The 18,994-nt window shown below is 57.0% G+C and carries 17 protein-coding genes; 9 read left to right on the top strand and 8 right to left on the bottom strand.

Features of this window, described 5'->3' with window-relative positions; translation table 11 throughout:
* Positions 1 to 11 precede the first annotated feature (11 nt).
* Positions 12 to 863: a formyltetrahydrofolate deformylase gene (gene purU, locus CFBP1590_RS06010; protein ID WP_004881355.1), complete on the bottom strand. Its 852-nt coding sequence runs from the start codon at positions 861 to 863 to the stop codon at positions 12 to 14.
* A 358-nt stretch (positions 864 to 1,221) separates the two neighbouring features.
* Between purU and mvaT the strand changes: the two genes are divergently transcribed.
* Positions 1,222 to 1,602, top strand: a complete 381-nt coding sequence (gene mvaT, locus CFBP1590_RS06005) for a histone-like nucleoid-structuring protein MvaT (protein WP_004881357.1) — start codon at positions 1,222 to 1,224, stop codon at positions 1,600 to 1,602.
* A gap of 83 nt (positions 1,603 to 1,685) precedes the next feature.
* On the opposite strand, the gene sbcB is transcribed toward mvaT, so the two are convergent.
* Positions 1,686 to 3,116 carry an exodeoxyribonuclease I gene (gene sbcB / locus CFBP1590_RS06000; RefSeq protein WP_088234648.1) on the bottom strand — a complete coding sequence of 477 codons (1,431 nt, stop codon included), beginning with the start codon at positions 3,114 to 3,116 and terminating at the stop codon, positions 1,686 to 1,688.
* Positions 3,117 to 3,295: 179 nt separating this feature from the next.
* On the opposite strand from sbcB, the gene CFBP1590_RS05995 reads away from it, so the two are divergent.
* The 6 genes from CFBP1590_RS05995 to CFBP1590_RS05970 are packed head-to-tail and all read left to right on the top strand — an operon-like array spanning position 3,296 to position 10,174.
* Positions 3,296 to 4,021, top strand: a complete 726-nt coding sequence (locus CFBP1590_RS05995; protein ID WP_088234647.1) for an RDD family protein — start codon at positions 3,296 to 3,298, stop codon at positions 4,019 to 4,021.
* Positions 4,018 to 4,998 carry a stage II sporulation protein M gene (locus CFBP1590_RS05990; protein ID WP_088234646.1) on the top strand — a complete coding sequence of 327 codons (981 nt, stop codon included), beginning with the start codon at positions 4,018 to 4,020 and terminating at the stop codon, positions 4,996 to 4,998. Before CFBP1590_RS05995 ends, CFBP1590_RS05990 begins: the two co-directional genes overlap by 4 nt.
* Complete coding sequence (locus tag CFBP1590_RS05985; protein ID WP_088234645.1) at positions 4,985 to 6,574, top strand: DUF4129 domain-containing protein; 1,590 nt, start codon at positions 4,985 to 4,987, stop codon at positions 6,572 to 6,574. Before CFBP1590_RS05990 ends, CFBP1590_RS05985 begins: the two co-directional genes overlap by 14 nt.
* Positions 6,571 to 7,782, top strand: a complete 1,212-nt coding sequence (locus CFBP1590_RS05980; RefSeq protein ID WP_088234644.1) for a DUF4350 domain-containing protein — start codon at positions 6,571 to 6,573, stop codon at positions 7,780 to 7,782. Before CFBP1590_RS05985 ends, CFBP1590_RS05980 begins: the two co-directional genes overlap by 4 nt.
* Positions 7,779 to 8,834 (top strand): AAA family ATPase, encoded by a 1,056-nt coding sequence (locus tag CFBP1590_RS05975; RefSeq protein ID WP_004881370.1) that lies wholly within the window; start codon positions 7,779 to 7,781, stop codon positions 8,832 to 8,834. Before CFBP1590_RS05980 ends, CFBP1590_RS05975 begins: the two co-directional genes overlap by 4 nt.
* Entirely contained in the window at positions 8,831 to 10,174 is a 1,344-nt protein-coding gene (locus CFBP1590_RS05970) for a DUF58 domain-containing protein (RefSeq protein ID WP_088234643.1), read from the top strand. Before CFBP1590_RS05975 ends, CFBP1590_RS05970 begins: the two co-directional genes overlap by 4 nt.
* Positions 10,175 to 10,198: 24 nt before the next feature.
* On the opposite strand, the gene CFBP1590_RS05965 is transcribed toward CFBP1590_RS05970, so the two are convergent.
* Both CFBP1590_RS05965 and CFBP1590_RS05960 read right to left on the bottom strand, forming a co-directional pair.
* The gene (locus CFBP1590_RS05965; protein ID WP_058432493.1) at positions 10,199 to 10,558 is read right to left on the bottom strand and encodes a PilZ domain-containing protein; all 360 of its coding nucleotides are present in this window, start codon (positions 10,556 to 10,558) and stop codon (positions 10,199 to 10,201) included.
* A gap of 191 nt (positions 10,559 to 10,749) precedes the next feature.
* Positions 10,750 to 11,124 carry a tetratricopeptide repeat protein gene (locus CFBP1590_RS05960; protein ID WP_025994849.1) on the bottom strand — a complete coding sequence of 125 codons (375 nt, stop codon included), beginning with the start codon at positions 11,122 to 11,124 and terminating at the stop codon, positions 10,750 to 10,752.
* A gap of 176 nt (positions 11,125 to 11,300) precedes the next feature.
* Between CFBP1590_RS05960 and pyk the strand changes: the two genes are divergently transcribed.
* Positions 11,301 to 12,752 (top strand): pyruvate kinase, encoded by a 1,452-nt coding sequence (pyk, locus tag CFBP1590_RS05955; RefSeq protein WP_004881379.1) that lies wholly within the window; start codon positions 11,301 to 11,303, stop codon positions 12,750 to 12,752.
* 215 nt (positions 12,753 to 12,967) lie between these two features.
* On the opposite strand, the gene CFBP1590_RS05950 is transcribed toward pyk, so the two are convergent.
* Complete coding sequence (locus CFBP1590_RS05950; RefSeq protein WP_088234642.1) at positions 12,968 to 13,906, bottom strand: iron-sulfur-binding ferredoxin reductase; 939 nt, start codon at positions 13,904 to 13,906, stop codon at positions 12,968 to 12,970.
* A 179-nt stretch (positions 13,907 to 14,085) separates the two neighbouring features.
* Here CFBP1590_RS05950 and CFBP1590_RS05945 point away from each other — a divergent pair, with 179 nt between their 5' ends.
* Positions 14,086 to 15,609 carry a fumarate hydratase gene (locus CFBP1590_RS05945; protein WP_004881383.1) on the top strand — a complete coding sequence of 508 codons (1,524 nt, stop codon included), beginning with the start codon at positions 14,086 to 14,088 and terminating at the stop codon, positions 15,607 to 15,609.
* A gap of 371 nt (positions 15,610 to 15,980) precedes the next feature.
* Here CFBP1590_RS05945 and CFBP1590_RS27510 read toward each other — a convergent pair whose 3' ends face one another.
* From CFBP1590_RS27510 to CFBP1590_RS05930, 3 genes are all read right to left on the bottom strand, one after another.
* Positions 15,981 to 16,190: a hypothetical protein gene (locus tag CFBP1590_RS27510; RefSeq protein ID WP_145958170.1), complete on the bottom strand. Its 210-nt coding sequence runs from the start codon at positions 16,188 to 16,190 to the stop codon at positions 15,981 to 15,983.
* Positions 16,191 to 16,389: 199 nt separating this feature from the next.
* Positions 16,390 to 16,920 carry an SLATT domain-containing protein gene (locus CFBP1590_RS05935; protein WP_088234640.1) on the bottom strand — a complete coding sequence of 177 codons (531 nt, stop codon included), beginning with the start codon at positions 16,918 to 16,920 and terminating at the stop codon, positions 16,390 to 16,392.
* A 219-nt stretch (positions 16,921 to 17,139) separates the two neighbouring features.
* On the bottom strand, positions 17,140 to 18,960 hold the full coding sequence (locus CFBP1590_RS05930; protein ID WP_088234639.1) for a phospholipase D-like domain-containing protein: 1,821 nt from the start codon (positions 18,958 to 18,960) through the stop codon (positions 17,140 to 17,142).
* Positions 18,961 to 18,994 lie beyond the last annotated feature (34 nt).

The following is an 18,994-nucleotide window of genomic DNA, read 5'->3' as shown; positions in this document are numbered from 1 at the left end:
GCCACAACGGATCAGTCGAAGACGACTGTCTTGTTGTCGTGAACCAGTACACGGTCCTCGAGGTGCGCACGCAGACCACGCGCCAGCACCATTTTTTCCACGTCACGGCCGAAACGCACCATGTTTTCGATGCTGTCGCGATGGCTGACGCGTACCACGTCCTGCTCGATGATAGGCCCTGCGTCCAGCTCTTCGGTCACGTAATGGCACGTTGCGCCGATCAGTTTGACGCCGCGCAGCGATGCCTGGTGATAAGGCTTGGCACCGACGAACGACGGCAGGAAGCTGTGGTGAATGTTGATCACCTGATGGGCATATTCGCGGCACAGCTGAGGCGGCAGGATTTGCATGTAGCGCGCCAGAACCACGACGTCGGCCTGATGCTGGCCGACCAGACGGGAGACTTCGGCGAACGCCGGTTCCTTGTCCTTGGGATCGACCGGCACGTGGTAATAAGGAATGTCGTGCCACTCGACCATGCTGCGCAGGTCCTGGTGATTGGAGATCACACAGGCGATGTCACAGTCGAGTTCATCACTGTGCCAGCGGTGCAACAGGTCCGCCAGGCAGTGTGATTCGCGACTGGCCATGAGTACCACACGCTTCTTCTGAGCCGAGTCGGTGATGCGCCAGTCCATCTCGAACTCTTGCGCAATCGGGGTGAACGCCTCGCGAAACCCATCCAGATCGAACGGCAATGTATCGGCACGAATCTCGTGACGCATGAAGAACCAGCCGCTGAGATTATCCGAATGATGGCTCGCTTCGGTGATCCAGCCGTTATGGGACGCCAGAAAGTTACTGACTTTGGCAACGATGCCGACGCGGTCCGGGCAAGCAATCACCAGACGAAAAGTGCGCATTAGGGGAAACTCCAGAACTTCGCAAAGGCGCTATTCTAGCGACTGCGCAGGAAAACTGCAGTATCTCTGTTGCCTGAATTCAGGTGCCGGGGCGGGCCGTCGATGGAAAAAGATTGCACCGTGCCAGTATCAAGATGGCAGCGGACGCTCCAATAAAAAACCGGTATTTAATGAGGGCTTTATAGCGACCCTATTTAGTCGGGTTCAGCGCACCGATCTAGTTCCCACGTCTGTAGGACCGGTGTATATTTCTAAATAATTCAAATAAAACTTTTATTTAATGTTTACTTGCTCAGTGCCTCTGACTATTATTGCGTCACTGTATCCCTGTCACCCTTCACAACATAAGGTCCCCCTCATGTCCCTGATCAACGAATACCGCGCCACAGAAGAAGCCATCAAAGAACTGCAAGCCCGTTTGAACAACCTGTCGCAAGACGGCAAACTGCAAACCGAGCTGGAATTCGAAGGCAAACTGCGCACCCTGATGGGCGAATATCAAAAATCGCTGCGTGACATCATTGCTCTGCTGGATCCGGACTCCAAAGTCAACAAGGCACCTCGTGGCGGCGCAGTGAAAACTACCGGCACCAAGCGTGCCCGCAAGGTCAAGCAGTACAAGAACCCGCACAACGGCGAAGTCATCGAAACCAAAGGTGGCAACCACAAGACGCTGAAAGAGTGGAAAGCCAAGTGGGGCGGTGACGAGGTTGAAAGCTGGGCCACTCTGCTGGGCTAAGCTTCAAAGGTCGTTTTATCCGCGACTTGAAAAACGCCAGCTTGCTGGCGTTTTTTTATAGTTCACCTTCTACATTTTTCCGATCACATTTTCAGCCTACTGCGCAGCGACTCAATGTGATCCTGCCATTGCCTCAGTATCGCCAACTGCTCTGGCGTGGCACTAAGCGACAACTCCACCAGCGCCTTCGTAAAATCCTGCAAAGTATTCGGAGCCCCGTATTCCGCGTGGATCAGGCGCGCCTGACAGAATTGGTGCCAGCGCAGTTGTTCTTCGGCGGTGAGCGTTTCCGGAAAGTTACGGGCCCGGTAGCGAAATAACAGTTCAGGCAGGCGAGCATCATCAAACGGCCAGGCATCACGTGCCAGTTGCTCAGGCTCGGAAACGCGTACTTGTTCACATAAACGGCGATCACGGTCACCGATAAATCCGTCATACAATTGCTGCTCAGGGTCTTCACTTGCGATGAAATGATCCTTGCCATAAAGAGCACGCAGTTTCTCCTGCCAAACTTCAAGGCCTTCAGTCACTGAAGCCACCCTCGCCTCATAACCGGTCATGTCGAGCTGCAAGCGTTCTTGATCCTGTGTACGCAAAACGCTCATGGGGGCAACCACCGGGCAGCGATTTATATGCAATAGTTTGAGCGGCACCGGCAGCTCGCCTTCGCCCAGCGCGTCGTGGCGGGTATATAAACGCTGCTTGAGTGTTTCAACGTCCATCTCCAGTAACGGTGACGGATCCTGATGCAGATCGTACACAATCAGCGCATTGCGATTATGCGGATGCCAGGCCAGCGGTAATACGACACCCAGATAATGACGGGCCGCAGAGAAGCGTCCTGAAATATGCACCAGCGGTTGCATCAGACGGATCTGATCCTGAACCTTCTGCTTACTGCGCAGTGCAAACAGATAATCGTACAGCCGGGGTTGCTTCTCACGAATCAGGCGCGCAAGTGCAATGGTGGCGCGCACATCGGATAAGGCATCGTGGGCCTGACCATGTTCAATACCGTTGGCGGCGGTCAGACGCTCAAGCTTGAGGGTGACGCGCCCGTCTTCTTCGGGCCATACGATGCCGTCCGGGCGCAGCGCATAGGCCGCGCGCACGACATCGATCAAATCCCAGCGACTGTTGCCGCCCTGCCATTCACGGGCATACGGGTCGAAAAAGTTGCGATACAGGCTGTAACGCGTCACTTCATCGTCAAAACGCAACGTGTTGTAGCCTGCGCCACAGGTCCCGGGAGCGGAGAGCTGGGCATGGACCCGGGTCATGAAGTCCGCTTCGCACAAGCCTTTTTCGGCCAGCGTGGCCGGGGTAATTCCGGTTATCACGCACGCGGCGGGATGCGGCAGGATGTCGTCGCTGGGCTGGCAGTAGAGGTTGACCGGCGGTTCGATTTCATTGAGTTCGGCATCGGTACGAATGCCGGCCATCTGCAGCGCGCGGTCATTGCGCGGGTTGATACCGGTGGTTTCGTAGTCGTACCAGAAGATGCTGGAGGTCACGGGCTGATCCTGAACAAGAGACCCTTGAAGTGTAGGGTGCGAAGCAGACGATTGGCTAATCGGAACACGCCGTGGGCCTGCGACACTTTTTCTTACAGGCACTGTTTAGCAACGCCGGTTGCTTAGCACCGCAGTGGTAGCTAGCATCAGGTCTCGCCTTCAGGTAACGCCTCCCCACCATGCCATCTCCTCCCGCTTCGCAAGGGATTGCAGCGCAGCAGACGCCGCTGGATACCCGCATCGCCATCGAGACCCCGGAAGGCATCGACATGATCCTTCGCCCGGCGGGTCTGGTGGTGCGTTCGCTGGCGTTCGGCATTGACCTCGGCATTCGTGCCGCAGTCATCGGCGTACTGTTTTTAATCCTTCAGCTGTTCGACAAGTTCGGCATGGGGCTGGCCGCTATCGCGCTGTTTCTGGTCAACTGGTGGTACATGGTGCTGTTCGAAGTCCTCGATCAGGGCCGGACACCCGGCAAGCGCGCCATGGGCCTGCGGGTGGTCAATGACGATGGAACACCGATCAGCTGGGCCGCCTCGCTCACCCGCAACCTGCTGCGTTTCGTCGACATGCTGCCTCTGGCCTACAGCGTGGGCGCCATCAGCTGTCTGAATCATCCCCGTTTCAAGCGCCTCGGTGATCTGGCGGCCGGAACGCTGGTGGTTCATACCGATCTGCCCGTGCAGCGGCCCACCCTGCCAGCGGTCGAGCCCTACGTGGTGCCGGTCGCTCTGCAACTGGAGGAACAGCGCGCCGTGCTGAGTCTGGCCGAGCGCCAGGGTGACCTGTCCGAAGCGCGTAAGCAGGAGCTGGCCGCCATTCTGGTCGAGCCGTTGCACTTGTCAGCCGACAAGGCCGTCACTCAGGTCAACGGCATCGCGCGCAGCCTGACGGGGGCGACATGAAACAGACCCAGTTCGAAGCCCGCCATCAAACCGAGTGGAAACACTTCGAGGACTGCCTGAACGCACTGGAGCGTGGCAAGCCCGATCCCAAGACCAGCGACCGCTTCCCTGCCGATTACCGACGCCTCTGCCACCAACTGGCGCTGGCTCAGGAACGCGGCTACAGCAGCCACCTCATCGATCCGCTTCATCAACTGGCGATGCGCGGCCACCAGCAGCTTTACCGGCATCGCAGTGCTTTGGGCGCTCAGTTCCTGACGTTTATTCTTGCGGGTTTCCCGAGAGCCGTTCGTGCCGAATGGCGTTTCGTGCTGGTCGCCAGCCTGCTGTTTTTCGGCAGCCTCGTAGGCATGGGTCTTCTGGTCTACGGCTTCCCCGACCTGATCTACAGCATCGTCAGCCCCGCACAGCTGAGCGACACGCAAAGCATGTACGACCCGCAGGCCAGCCGCATCGGGCAGGCGCTGGAACGCGCTTCCGACGATGACTGGATGATGTTCGGCTACTACATCATGAACAACATAGGGATTGCCTTTCAAACCTATGCCAGCGGCTTGCTGTTCGGGCTGGGCAGCCTGTTCTTTCTGCTCTTCAACGGGCTGATGATCGGAGCGGTCGCAGGCCATCTGACCGACATCGGCTATGGCCAGACCTTCTGGTCGTTCGTGGTCGGCCACGGCGCGTTCGAGCTCACCGCCATTGCCCTGGCCGGGGCTGCCGGACTGAAACTGGGTTGGGCATTGCTAGCGCCCGGCAGGCTGACACGCGGTGAGGCGTTACGGGTCGCCGCGCAAGGCAGCGTGCAATTGATTGGCGGCGTGATGCTGTTTCTGCTGATTGCCGCCTTCATCGAAGCCTACTGGTCATCAATGACCTGGCCGACGCCGCTCATCAAGTATCTGGTAGGCGCAGCGCTCTGGATGCTGGTCGGTGTCTACCTGACATTCGCCGGGCGGACTTCCCATGCGCCTGACTGAATCGAACGTCGCCATTCGCCCTCGTACTTCCTGGGAAGCCATAGACCTGGGCGTCCTCATGGTGCGTGAGCATCGCCTGTTGCTGATGAGCAGTTGGGCGATTGTCACGCTGCCGCTGTTCGCCCTGCTCAGCCTGTTGCTCTGGGACTATCCCTCGATTGCGCTGTTTGTGTTCTGGTGGCTCAAGCCGGCTTTCGACCGCCTGCCGCTGATGATCCTGTCGCAGGCACTGTTCGGGGACACGCCCACACTCAAGCAGGCACTCAGAGCCTGGCCCGCCACGTTGAAAAACCAGCTGCTCCCCAGCTTGCTCTGGCGCCGTCTGAGCCTGACCCGCAGCTTTCAGTTGCCGGTGCAGCAGTTGGAAAACCTCGCCGGAGACGAGCGTGCACGCCGCCTCAACCTGCTCAATCAGAAAGGCCAGGGCGCGGCTCGCCTGCTGACACTGGTGGGCGTGCACCTGGAGTACTCGCTGTGGATCGGCCTGATGATCCTGTTCTACCTGTTCATCCCGCAACAGATCGAAATCGACTGGCAATGGCTGAGTCTGGTCGACACCGAGAACGACTGGAACTGGCTGGAACACTTGACCAACCTGTTCTACGCACTGGCGCTGGTGCTGTGGGAACCCATCTACGTCGCCTGCGGTTTTACGCTCTACCTCAATCGTCGAACCGTGCTTGAAGCGTGGGACATCGAACTGACTTTCCGGCGACTGCGCCAGCGCCTGATGGGCACCGCCTATATGCTGCTGATCGGTGCCGGACTGCTGTTCTCAGCGGCGCCACAGTCTGCCATGGCTGATTCACCGACTTACAGCTGTCCATTGCCCGACGCCACACAGATGGAACCGATCATTGTCAGTGCAGCACCTGATACGCCACGCCTTACGCATCAGGCGCTGACCAGCGAAGCCGCCCGCAAGGAGATCAACAACGTTCTGCAGGCGCCGCCGTTCAAAAACCCCAAAACGGTGGCCGGCTGGCGCTTTCCCGAGCGGGATGAGAAGGCGACGACTTCCGCCGAGAGGAGCGACGGCAGCGCGTTGGCCAAATGGCTCAACCGTCTGCTGTCAGCGGCAAGCGCCCTGGCCAGCCTGCTGGAAGTTCTGCTCTGGGCTGTCGCCTTGACGCTGATCGGCCTGTTGATCTGGCGTTACCGCACCTGGCTCGGCACCTTCGTCGCTCGCACGCCGCGCCCTATATCGCTGCAACGGGAAGCGCCAGAACAGTTGTTCGGCCTGCAGGTGAACGCAGATAGCCTGCCCGACGATGTCGCCACCAGTGCAGAACGGCTTTGGGCCGACTCGCCACGCGAAGCATTGGGTCTGTTGTATCGCGCCCTACTCAATCGCCTGCTGACCGATTATCGCCTGCCATTGAAAAACGCCGACACCGAGGGACAGGTGCTGGAGCGCGTCGCACAACTCGATCAACCCCAACTGGATGAATTCAGCCGGACGCTGACCACCCATTGGCAGAATCTTGCTTATGGTCATCGGCTGCCACCTGCCCGGTCGCAACAGGAATTGTGCGACGGCTGGCGTCGCCTGTTCGGCTCGGGGGCCAGGGCATGAGCCGGCGTAACGTCTGGCTCGCAGGGCTCGCGCTGCTCCTGCTGCTCGTTGTCGGTGTGTACGCGGCCAGTCATCTGGAGCGTTACGAAAAAACCGTCGATCAGGGTCCTTCCCCGGAAGTCCGGGTCAATCCCTATCTGGCCGCCGCCAACTTTCTCCGGCAACGCTCGGTGCCGGTCAACATGACCCGCGCGCTCACCGACCTGCCCGACACGCAACAACGACCACAGACGCTGCTGTTGCTCGATGACCGTGAAAACATGACCCCGGCACAGACCGAGCGCCTGTTGAACTGGGCCGAGTCGGGTGGACACCTGCTGTTCGTGGCCGAGCAGTTGTGGGACGAACAGAAAGGCCGCAGCGGCGACCTGCTGCTCGACAGGATCGGGATTCGCCAATACCTCTCGAAAGACATCAAGGCACAGGATGACTCCGATGAGGCCCGGCCCACAGTACCTATACCGCTGATGGCGTCACCGCCTGCCACCAAGAGAACCAAGTGGCCGGAACTCACGCGGTTGTATCTGGAAAATGAAGACGCACCGGCCTACATGAGTTTCGATCCGGCGTTTCATCTGGAAGACCCGGAGGACCATGCCGATTCATGGGCCAACAGTGCCGACGCCACGCACATGGTGCAACTGAGTCATGGCAAGGGCCTGATCACTGTACTTACCGACGCGGAGCTGTGGAAAAACCGCTCGATCGGCAAATACGACAACGCCTGGCTCCTGTGGTACCTGACCCAGGACAGTGACGTGACCCTGCTGCTGCAAACCGAACATGACAACCTGTTGAGTCTGATACTGCGTCACTTCGCTCTCGCGCTGACCGCACTCGCGATACTGATCGGCCTGACGCTGTGGCATGTGGGTCTGCGTGAAGGCCCCGTTCGCTTGCCTGCTTCCCAGGCCCGGCGGCAACTGACCGAACACCTGCGTGCCAGCGCCGAGTTTCTGCGCAGACGCAGCGGACAGGACGTACTCTTGAAGAGCCTGCAGCAGGACATCCTTCGGCGCGCCCGGCAGCTTCATCCGGGCTTTGAATCACTGGCCGTCGCCGATCAGTGGCAGGTATTGTCCCGCCTGACTCGTCAGCCCACCAGCGCCATCAGCGATGCGTTGCGCCCACGACCGAAGCAACGCCTTTCCCACAGCGATTTCACCCGTCAGGTGGCCCACCTGCAAACCCTCAGGAATGCCTTATGAGCGACCAAACGCCCGAACCGTCAGGCAGCATCGACCCCGTCGTTGCGGCGAGCCCCGAACCCGCCGCCAGCACCGCAGCCAACACGCAGGCCCAGCAACGCCAGCGCGCCAGTCATCTGGCCCAGGTGTTGCGCACCGAACTGCGCAAGGCGGTGATCGGCCAGGACGCCGTCATCGATGATGTGCTGACGGCGCTGATCGGCGGCGGTCATGTGCTGCTTGAAGGCGTACCGGGGCTGGGCAAGACGCTGCTGGTGCGCGCTCTGGCGAGTTGCCTGGGTTGTGAATTCGCCCGCATTCAGTTCACGCCTGACCTGATGCCCAGCGACGTGACCGGTCATGCGGTCTACGACCTGCCGACCGAACAGTTCAAACTGCGCAAAGGCCCGATTTTCACCAACCTGCTGCTGGCCGATGAGATCAACCGCGCCCCGGCCAAGACCCAGGCGGCGCTGCTTGAAGCCATGCAGGAGCGGCAGGTCACGCTGGAGGGCCGCGCCTTGCCCATTGCGCAACCGTTCATGGTGCTGGCGACGCAGAACCCCATCGAACAGGAAGGCACGTATCCGTTGCCCGAGGCCGAGCTGGACCGCTTCATGCTCAAGCTGCGCATGGATTATCCGCAGGCGCAGGAAGAACTGGACATGGTCCGTCAGGTCACGCGCTCGACCCGGGCCGACATGCTCGATGTACGGCCGCTCAAGGTGATCATGCAGGCCCGCGAAGTGCAGGCACTGCAACGCATTGCCAGCGATCTGCCACTGGACGAACAGGTGCTGGATTACGCCGTGAGACTGGCCCGCAGTACCCGTACCTGGCCGGGGCTAAGCCTGGGCGCAGGTCCACGGGCCTCCATCGCGCTGGTGCGTGGCGGTCGGGCCAGGGCGTTGCTGCGCGGCGGCGAGTTCGTCATCCCGGATGACATCAAGGGCTGCGCACTGGCGGTGCTGCGTCACCGTGTGAGGCTGTCGCCAGAGCTGGACATTGAAGGGCTATCGGTGGATCAGGTGCTCAGGCAGATCCTCGATCAGGTTCCGGCGCCCCGCCTTTGAAACAGGTATTGAGGCCGTCGCCCCTGCTACTGAAGTGGCTGGGTGCGCTTGCAGGCGCCGCCGTACTGCTGGGGGTACTCAGTGCGCTGGGCATCGACTATCCAAAGCAGCTCGACACCCTTTATTGGGGCGCATTGCTGGCGCTCGCGAGCGTGAGTGTCTTCGACGGATTTCGCCTGACACGCCAGCCCTCCCCTCGCTTGCATCGTCATCTGCCGGGTAGTTTGGCCCTGAGTCGCTGGAACGAGATACGACTGGACATCGAACACGACGGCGGTGCGGCGCTGGCAGTGCGCGTCATGGATCACCTGCCCTCAGGGCTGGAGTCCGAGAATCTGCCGCAATCCATCGAAGTGCCTCGACGGACAAAGGCCACACTTGGCTATCGGATACGGCCCATCAAGCGAGGCCATTTCACCTTTGAACGTTGCGAACTGGCGCTGCGCAGCGGATTGCGTCTGTGGTCCACCCGACGTCGCCTCGACCTGCCGGGCAGCACCCGCGTTTACCCGGACTTTGCCCGGCTGTACGACGGTCAGTTGCTGGCGGTGGACAACTGGCTGAGCCAGATCGGTGTGCGGCAGTCGCAGCGCCGTGGCCTGGGACTGGAATTCAACCAGCTGCGCGAATTTCGCGAAGGCGACAGCCTGCGGCAGATTGATTGGAAAGCCACTGCCCGCCAGCGCTCACCCATTGCGCGGGAATACCAGGACGAGCGAGACCAGCAGATCGTGTTCATGCTGGACTGCGGACGACGCATGCGCAGCCAGGACGGCGACCTGTCCCATTTCGATCACGCACTCAATGCCTGCCTGCTGCTCGGTTACGTTGCGCTGCGTCAGGGCGATGCCATCGGCCTGATGACCTTTGCCGGTGACAAAGACCGCTATCTGTCGCCGGTCAAGGGGCACGGTCAGTTGAACCTGTTGCTCAATACCGTCTACGACCTGCAGACCACCCAGCGCCCCGCCGACTACAGCGCCGCCGCCCGCCATCTGCTGGCCCGACAGAAGCGGCGCTCGCTGGTGGTTCTGATCACCAACCTGCGCGATGAAGACGACGATGAGCTGCTGTCGGCGGTCAATCAGCTGGGGCGCAGGCATCGTGTGCTGGTTGCAAGCCTGCGCGAGGAAGTGCTCGACAGTCTGCGTCAGGCCCCCGTCGAGACCTATGACGAAGCGCTGAGCTACTGCGGAACGGTGAGTTTTCTGAACGCGCGCACAACGCTGCACGACCGGATGGTCGCGCATGGCATCAACGTGGTGGACGTGCGCCCAGGAGAACTGGGCGCACAATTGGTGACTCGTTATCTTGGCTGGAAGAAAGCGGGAACGCTCTGACCCGCTCTTCCGACTGCTGACCTGTCAGGCCGAAGCCTCGAGGGTCGGGTAGAAACAGAAATACTGCCGCAGAATACGAACCAACTCGAGATAGTCCGTGGACATCTCGGAAAGCTCGAAGCCAGAGTCATAGCAGCCGGGTGTCTCGTCTTCATGACACCACATGCACGTCGCGCTGACGTCGATGGGCTTGAGCCCCTCACTACGGGGCATCTTCACACGCAAATCAAACCTGGCACCGACCAGCAGAGGAATGCTGCTGATCAGCATCAGCCCCTCTTCTGAAACGTTACCCAGACAGCCGAGTGGTCGGTCGGTGTGTCTATTGAAAACCTGAAGATATTCCTGCAATTGGTGTCGTTCGATTTTTCGCTCTTTTAGCATGGCAGGCCGCCTTCAGAGACCAGTGAGCATGGTCACGTAGAACTTTGATCCTGCGGCGTTCAACAATGGCAGTGCCGCAGGAACTCCTTAGGACCAGAGCCTTAGGCTCTTTCATTCCCTTGACAGTCAGCCTAGCGCAAATCTTTGTAACATCCACCCGTATACGACACCAATCACCCGATCGGGTGTAATTATTTTGAGGCAGGAATCGCTCTGGCGGGTTGCGCCGCCGGGTAGTGGCCCAATTGCGCCAGTGTGTCGAGCCGGGCCTTCGCGCGGTACGCATATTCACTGGCTGGATACTGGTTCATCAGAAACTGATAGGTCGATGCCGCATCGACGTAAAGCTTCTGACGCTCCAGGCACTGCCCGCGCAACATCGAGACCTCCGGCTGGACGTAACGCCGCTCGCGACTCTGACGTTCAACCTTGGACAGGTCGAGCATCACGCGATCACAGTCGCCTTCCTGATAAGCACGGTAGGCATGATCCAGATTGGAGTTCATTGCCCAACGGGTGCAACCGCTGACCGCAGCCAGTAATACAACAATCGTTACAATACGCATGGGACTCTCCTGTTCTCTGCCATTTATCGGCTCGACATCCAATTTCTTCAGGCCGATCGAGCACCGGCCGTCAGCCGATTGCCCTGCCTGCCAGCAGCAAGGTAGTGCAAAGGAACAATGACTAAAGAGACAGACAGGAGTAGCCTCTCGCTGCGCTTCAATTAAGGAGTTTGTGCATGACCGTTCGCCGCACCAAAATCGTCGCCACACTTGGCCCTGCCAGCAACTCGCCGGAAGTCATCGAACAACTGATCCTCTCGGGTCTTGACGTTGCTCGTCTGAACTTCTCCCACGGCACCCCGGATGAGCACAAGGCTCGCGCCAAACTGATCCGTGAAATCGCCGCCAGACACGGGCGCTTCGTCGCTCTGCTGGGCGACCTGCAAGGTCCCAAGATCCGTATCGCCAAATTCACCGACAAGCGGATAGAGCTGAAAGTGGGTGACAAGTTCACCTTCTCCACCGCTCACCCGTTGACCAGTGGCAACCAGCAGATCGTGGGTATCGACTACCCGGATCTGGTCAAGGATTGCGGCGTGGGCGACGAGCTGTTGCTCGACGACGGTCGCGTGGTCATGCGCGTCGACACTCAAACCGCTGATGAACTGCACTGCACCGTCCTGATCGGTGGCCCGCTGTCGGACCACAAAGGCATCAACCGTCGCGGCGGTGGCCTGACAGCGCCTGCGCTGACAGAAAAAGACAAGCAGGACATCAAACTCGCTGCGGAAATGGACCTGGACTATCTGGCCGTTTCTTTCCCGCGCGACGCTGCCGACATGGAATACGCTCGCAAGCTGCGTGACGAATCCGGCGGTACTGCCTGGCTGGTCGCCAAGATCGAACGCGCCGAAGCCGTTGCCAACGACGAAGTGCTCGACGAACTGATCCGCGCCAGTGACGCCGTCATGGTTGCCCGTGGCGACCTGGGTGTGGAAATCGGCGACGCCGAACTGGTTGGCGTTCAGAAACGCATCATTCTGCACGCGCGTCGCCACAACAAGGCGGTGATCGTTGCAACGCAGATGATGGAGTCGATGATCTCCAGCCCGATGCCGACCCGCGCTGAAGTGTCCGACGTGGCCAACGCCGTGCTCGACTACACCGACGCCGTCATGCTGTCGGCTGAAAGTGCGGCAGGTTCCTACCCGATCGAAGCGGTCCAGGCCATGGCGCGCATCTGCGTCGGCGCTGAAAAGCACCCGACCGGCAAAACCTCCAGCCACCGCATCGGCCATTCGTTCACCCGTTGTGACGAAAGCATCGCGCTGGCGGCCATGTACACCGCCAACCACTTCCCGGGCGTGAAAGCGATCATTGCACTGACTGAAAGCGGCTACACCCCTCTGATCATGTCGCGCATTCGCTCTTCGGTACCGATCTACGCGTTCTCCCCGCACCGCGGCACTCAGGCTCGCGCAGCGATGTTCCGCGGCGTCTACACCGTACCGTTCGACCCGGCAGCCCTGCCGCCAGGTCAGGTCAGCCAGGCAGCCGTTGACGAGCTGCTCAAGCGCGGTCTGGTCGAGCAAGGCGACTGGGTCATCCTGACCAAGGGCGACAGCTACCACACCATCGGTGGCACCAACGGCATGAAGATCCTGCACGTCGGCGACCCATTGGTCTGACGTCCAGCGCAACACCCAAAAGCCCCGGTTCGCGAGAGCCGGGGCTTTTTTATGGTTTTCAGGACTGGACGATCCATCGTGGGAGGCGGCTTGCCGGCGATGCGGTTTATCAAGCGCCCTATCAGTGGCTGAACTGACGCTATCGCCGGCAAGCCGCCTCCCACAGTCCGGAGTCTGTCAGCGAACCGTGTGTTTACCGCTGGCTGCGCGTCACATCACTCCCGCCGAACGAAAACATCCGCCAGCAACTGATTACGTGGCAAACCGGCCAGGTAAAGCCGCTTGGCAAACACCTCGACACTTTCGGGACTGCCGCACACCAGCGCCATGGCATGTCGCGACAGCATGCGCAGCTCGGCCAGCGCATCCTGAAGCGTTTCCTGAGTGATCAGCTGAACTTGCAGGTTCGGGCAACTGATAGCGAGCGCCTGCAACTCGGCTTTCAGATAATGCCCCTGCTCGTCATGCGCCAGATGAATCAACCGAATCGCGCCCTGATGGTCCTGACGCAGCGCCTCGCGCAGGATTCCCCACAACGGCCCAAGCCCGGTGCCCGCCGCCAACAGCAGCAAAGGCTTGTCCTGCCAGTCCGGGTCGTAACGCAACACCCCGCCGCGCAATTCGCCGAGCCTCACGCCATCGCCCACCTGCAGTTGTCGCGCATGATCGCAAAACGCGCCAGGGCGTCGGCAATCGAGATGAAACTCCAAAAACCCGTCATCACCCGGCAGACTCGCCAGTGAGTAAGGCCGCGCCACGCCCTGCTCCGTCCACAGCACCTGATGCTGCCCCGCGCGATACCGCAGCGGCTTGCCCGGCTCCAGACGCAGCCGCATCACCGTCGGGCTCAGCCAGTCGCAACTCTGCACCGTCGCAGGCAAACCGTCCTGCATCGGGTCGTACACTTCGACGGTCAGGTCCTGAACCACCTTACACTGACACGCCAGCCGCCAACCCTGCTGGCGTTTGTCAGCAGGCAGCGCCAGTGGCAGGGCGTCGAGCGGATCGCCCTTCACGCAGCGCACCAGACACGCATGACAACTGCCCGCCCGGCAACTGTAAGGCACAGACACACCGGCCTGATTCAAGGCGTCGAGCAGATTACTGGCTTCGCTGACCGCCCAACTGCGGTCACCGACGTGCAAATGCGGCATCAAGGCGCCCCGTGCAGAAAATAACGGCGATTGTACAGACTGGCCTGTCGGGCGGGTTATACTGCCGCGCCTTTTTGCGCCCGCTACGGCTACCCTGACAGCTCTGGTTCAAGCCGCAGTCCCCGACTGTCGCCGATAGCGTAATTGAATGTTCCCGTCCTTACAGAGGAGCGCGCCGCATGACCGTGATCAAGCAAGACGACCTGATTCAGAGCGTTGCAGACGCCCTGCAATTCATTTCCTACTACCACCCCGTGGATTTCATCCAGGCCATGCACGAGGCGTATCTGCGTGAAGAGTCGCCTGCCGCCCGCGACTCCATCGCCCAGATCCTGATCAACTCGCGCATGTGCGCGACCGGTCATCGCCCGATCTGCCAGGACACAGGCATCGTCACCGTTTTCGTACGCGTCGGCATGGACGTACGCTGGGACGGCGCCACCATGGGCCTGGACGACATGATCAACGAAGGCGTGCGTCGCGCCTACAACCTGCCTGAAAACGTGCTGCGCGCCTCGATCCTGGCCGACCCGGCCGGTGCTCGCAAGAACACCAAGGACAACACCCCTGCGGTCATTCACTACTCCATCGTCCCGGGCAACACCGTGGAAGTGGACGTGGCGGCCAAGGGCGGCGGTTCGGAAAACAAGTCGAAGATGGCGATGCTCAACCCGTCCGACTCGATCGTAGACTGGGTCCTGAAAACCGTACCGACCATGGGCGCGGGCTGGTGCCCACCGGGCATGCTCGGCATCGGCATCGGTGGCACCGCCGAAAAGGCAGCGGTCATGGCCAAGGAAGTGTTGATGGAATCCATCGACATTCATGAGCTCAAGGCCCGCGGACCGCAGAACCGTCTCGAAGAGATGCGTCTGGAGTTGTTCGAGAAGGTCAACCAACTGGGCATCGGCGCTCAGGGCCTGGGCGGTCTGACCACCGTGCTCGACGTCAAGATCATGGACTACCCGACCCACGCCGCCTCGCTGCCGGTGTGCATGATCCCTAACTGCGCCGCCACCCGTCACGCGCACTTCGTGCTGGACGGCACCGGCCCGGCCTCGCTGGAAGCGCCATCGCTGGACGCCTACCCGGAAATCGTCTGGGAAGCCGGCCCATCGGCCCGCCGCGTCAACCTCGATACCCTGACCCCGGAAGACGTGCAGAGCTGGAAGCCGGGCGAAACCGTCCTGCTCAACGGCAAGATGCTCACCGGCCGCGACGCCGCGCACAAGCGCATGGTCGAGATGCTCAACAAGGGCGAAACCCTGCCGGTCGACCTCAAGGGTCGCTTCATCTACTACGTCGGCCCGGTTGATCCGGTGCGCGAAGAAGTCGTTGGCCCGGCTGGCCCGACCACTGCCACGCGCATGGACAAGTTCACCCGTCAGATCCTCGACCAGACCGGCCTGTTGGGCATGATCGGCAAATCCGAGCGCGGCCCGACCGCCATCGAAGCCATTCGTGACCATAAAGCCGTCTACCTGATGGCCGTCGGCGGCGCCGCCTACCTCGTCGCCCAGGCGATCAAGAAATCCAAAGTCGTTGCCTTTGCCGAACTGGGCATGGAAGCGATCTACGAGTTCGAGGTCAAGGACATGCCGGTGACCGTTGCCGTAGACAGTAATGGCGAGTCCGTCCACATCACCGGCCCCGCGATCTGGCAGAAGAAGATCAGCGACAGTCTGGCGGTGGAAGTGCAGTAAGTCATACGGTGCACAGCAAGACATGAAAAACCCGGCGAAAGCCGGGTTTTTCATTTCATCCTCAAACACTCTGTTGGAACGGTCTATTTCTTTTCACCAAACCGAACCGACCGAATGATTGCATCAACCGTGTCAAAGTCTTGGTAATGGCATACCGTGTCGAAAAGCAACTGAGTGCTCGCGTTATAAATAACAGCCATCAGACAAGTACCGCCTCTGGAGTCGAAACGGTTGTCTTCATCTACAACCCAACAGGTTTGAGTCGCCTGCATTCCACTCCATTCCGGACCTTCAAAGATATCCGCAGGACTTGGCGAGTCCTTGCCACCCGTGCAGTTCCAGGATGTGGGGTGCGGATGGTTCGAAGGCCATCATTGGCCAGTACGCAATAAAACAATGAAGATATGGGCGTCCATAGAGGAAGCCGTTGTAGTCAGTTTTTGATACCTGCAAAACCTCAAAAAGCCTGCACGCTCAATCGCCATAGAAAGTTGAAAAAACACACTGAAAAAATAAGATTTTTGCACACCTTGTAAAGTTAAAAAATCTAGGCAACCAAATGCTTGAATCACCAAAGACATTCAACTCATCTAAACAGCATAACCCGAAAATCAGCTCTGAACTGAAGCCTAACTCATAAAAATATAGGAATCACCTACGCGGGGATAAAACAGCGCATCCACTGCATATAAACCCAAACTCCCTCACACAACAAACCACCGACAAAACTTACAAATTCAATAGCGCAACCTTAGAAGCACTCATAGCACTGACATCAACCTATGCCGCAAACGCGAAGACAATAGGCGCAGCATAAAGGGCAACAGTGACGGCCAGTCGTATAAACAACCAAACTAGCACATGAATTGATTCAAAAACTGTAGGATGTCGGCTAGTTAGCTGAGGCGCAAGAATTCTTGCTATCCTGTCGTCAATCTCTCTGTGATTTTCCGCCTCATCCAAAAGCTCATCATAACGAGCTGACTGCTCTTGGGTTAGCAAAGTATCTTTCGGTATCGATCTATACAACTGGTGAAGACCGAGATAATTTCTGCGCATTTGAATAGCCCGCCCCCTGAAATCGCGATTTGATACAGACAGAGAAACGCCTAGAAGTGCTACAGAAAGAATAGCAGCCATTACATCTGTATCATCACTCAAAGCTTTTGGATTCCTTATCGAAACGACCGCCAAGACCGTACTTAGCATGGCATACCATACTAGAAGAAATTGAGAATGAATATCTAACCATTCAAGACGCTTGTGCGCCTGAATGCGCGCTTTATAGGTAAACCAGACATTATCTTTCACGAAATAAACCTCCTTTTAAAAACCAATAAATCCGAAAAATTACTGAACCTTAAGGCAGCCAACTCTAAAACCACTCATTACTACTATCAAACTTTAAAGTAGTAACATGTTAAAATCAAGAAACAGTTACATATTTGCAACATGCAAATCCAAGTAGAGCAAAGCCACTTATGCTGACATACAAATAGGCCAGGCACAAGTGACTAGAAACTTACAAAGCTAAAACTGAAAAATATTTTTTATATTTTCTGTAATTCCACGCGCCTCAATATGCACTCCTATCTCATCATAGTCATTACCGTACGCCGATGCTGAAAGCCAATTAAGACTGGTAATTACAGCATTATCATCATCCCAAGCTAATATCTTTGAATGGACGTTTGGAAACGCGATTGCTTCAATATTAACATCCGAATCTTTGAACGAGTTAGATATTGAAGAAACATTTCCATCAGTAAACCCTCCACTTGTTCGACCATAAAAAATCCTAGCCTTAACGCCACTAGTTTCATACGCAGATGTAGCTAGAGGCGTGATGATTGGTCTTTGAGCAATATGACTAAACTTATGACTACAGACAAGTATATCAAATTTGGCTTCATCCCTGGCGCGTCGAATCAAATCGTAATGCTCACTCTTGAGTACAAGCTTAACCCGCACTAATCCACCAGAATAAGAATCTTGGTTCGCAATAGGTTTTTTGGCAACTGCATTAGCCAAGGTAGACAACTCCCTGCTGAACAAATTTGAGACTTTTGATATACCTTGAGATAGCGAACTAGAAACACGAAGCATATCAATTGCAAATTTCGTGCTTGATATCTTAACTGACGCTTCAATTAAGTTAAACTTACTATTTAGCCAATTGCATGAACCCAGCAAAACTGTATAGTCGCCCATCGAATCATCGTAAATTATGAATTTTGAATGCGAAGCAGTAGGTTCTAGATGAACATTAATTAGCGTATCCAGCCCTGCTAGCCTAGCTTGCTCCACAAACTCACTGAGGGCATCTCTTGTATCTTGATAGGATTGAAGCTCTTTACCATCATTGGGCTCTACCTGCCCCCAAAGAATATCAACTTTAACAGACCTTTTTGCTAAAGCAAAAAAATCTTCAGCCAATGCTTTCAGATTTAAAGGATTTATGAATGTTGAATGTATTATAAGACGCGTCTTTGCATTTTCGAGTGACGACAAAAAGGCAGCTTTGTGTGCATCAGCGCCAAGAACCATTTCGACTTCACTTTTTTTCAACTCTATAACCGAGAAGCTTTTTTCGATCTTAGATCCGTGAAACGTAAATACTTCTTGTGAAGTATCTGCTTTTTTTCCAAGCAACTCAAGTTCTTCAGACTTTTTATGAGCTGCCATTAATATTTGCTCAGCTAAATCATCAGATAGATTTGGTGGCGCATTTCCAAGTTTATCCGAATCATCCACAGATACTAAACCATACCTCAAGTTATCTCTGCTCATTCGTATATATGTATCATCAATAGCAACAGCCTCTTCTTCTCCATCAGACACACAGTCAAAAATATCCGCATGATGGGCTATTTTATATTGCTTTGAAAATGAAATCTTTGCTGCAAATCCGCCTTTAGTCAGAAGTATTTCGTCTAGCCTCCTGCTATTGTACAACTGAAAAGCCTGTTGCCTGTGTCCAACACGATAGCAACGTGCAGTACAGGGATCAATTATATACTGCCTTATGGATGTAATCGGTTCTTTACCGAGTGGAAGCTGCTCAAGGGTAGCCACAGCCGTTCCGCTTGCAGTAGCGACAAATGAAAAATGCGTGTCGATGTGGGCCAGTTCAAGCCAGCCTGCCTTCATAAGCGGGATAAGCATTTCTATCACTAGACGTTTGGGAAGATTAGAAGCTTTTGAAAGCTGCTGTGCAGATGCTGGTTTTTTCACTATCGCTTGCAATAATAAATGGTCTACCGCACCCCATCTTTGCCCTTTTAAAATTTTAAAGCGTTGTTGCTCATAGTGAAAAGGAACGGCTACAAATATAGTTGACCTACCAGCCATGACATTTACTCCCTTAAAGATTACGCCACAAGAT

Source organism: Pseudomonas viridiflava (genome assembly GCF_900184295.1).
Classification (GTDB): Bacteria; Pseudomonadota; Gammaproteobacteria; order Pseudomonadales; family Pseudomonadaceae; genus Aquipseudomonas; species Aquipseudomonas viridiflava.
Note: the sequence above shows the minus strand (reverse complement) of the source record. Positions and strands in the feature narration are given on the sequence as shown.

Excerpts from the sequence above, each read along its gene's own strand:
- CFBP1590_RS05995 (WP_088234647.1), top strand. The coding sequence starts at position 3,296 with ATGCCATCTCCTCCCGCTTCGCAAGGGATTGCAGCGCAGCAGACGCCG.
- mvaT (WP_004881357.1), top strand. The coding sequence starts at position 1,222 with ATGTCCCTGATCAACGAATACCGCGCCACAGAAGAAGCCATCAAAGAA.
- purU (WP_004881355.1), bottom strand. The coding sequence starts at position 863 with ATGCGCACTTTTCGTCTGGTGATTGCTTGCCCGGACCGCGTCGGCATC.
- CFBP1590_RS05930 (WP_088234639.1), bottom strand. The coding sequence starts at position 18,960 with ATGGCTGGTAGGTCAACTATATTTGTAGCCGTTCCTTTTCACTATGAG.
- CFBP1590_RS05990 (WP_088234646.1), top strand. The coding sequence starts at position 4,018 with ATGAAACAGACCCAGTTCGAAGCCCGCCATCAAACCGAGTGGAAACAC.
- CFBP1590_RS05975 (WP_004881370.1), top strand. The coding sequence starts at position 7,779 with ATGAGCGACCAAACGCCCGAACCGTCAGGCAGCATCGACCCCGTCGTT.
- CFBP1590_RS05945 (WP_004881383.1), top strand. The coding sequence starts at position 14,086 with ATGACCGTGATCAAGCAAGACGACCTGATTCAGAGCGTTGCAGACGCC.
- CFBP1590_RS05965 (WP_058432493.1), bottom strand. The coding sequence starts at position 10,558 with ATGCTAAAAGAGCGAAAAATCGAACGACACCAATTGCAGGAATATCTT.
- CFBP1590_RS05980 (WP_088234644.1), top strand. The coding sequence starts at position 6,571 with ATGAGCCGGCGTAACGTCTGGCTCGCAGGGCTCGCGCTGCTCCTGCTG.
- CFBP1590_RS05950 (WP_088234642.1), bottom strand. The coding sequence starts at position 13,906 with ATGCCGCATTTGCACGTCGGTGACCGCAGTTGGGCGGTCAGCGAAGCC.
- CFBP1590_RS05985 (WP_088234645.1), top strand. The coding sequence starts at position 4,985 with ATGCGCCTGACTGAATCGAACGTCGCCATTCGCCCTCGTACTTCCTGG.
- CFBP1590_RS05960 (WP_025994849.1), bottom strand. The coding sequence starts at position 11,124 with ATGCGTATTGTAACGATTGTTGTATTACTGGCTGCGGTCAGCGGTTGC.
- pyk (WP_004881379.1), top strand. The coding sequence starts at position 11,301 with ATGACCGTTCGCCGCACCAAAATCGTCGCCACACTTGGCCCTGCCAGC.
- CFBP1590_RS27510 (WP_145958170.1), bottom strand. The coding sequence starts at position 16,190 with ATGTCTTTGGTGATTCAAGCATTTGGTTGCCTAGATTTTTTAACTTTA.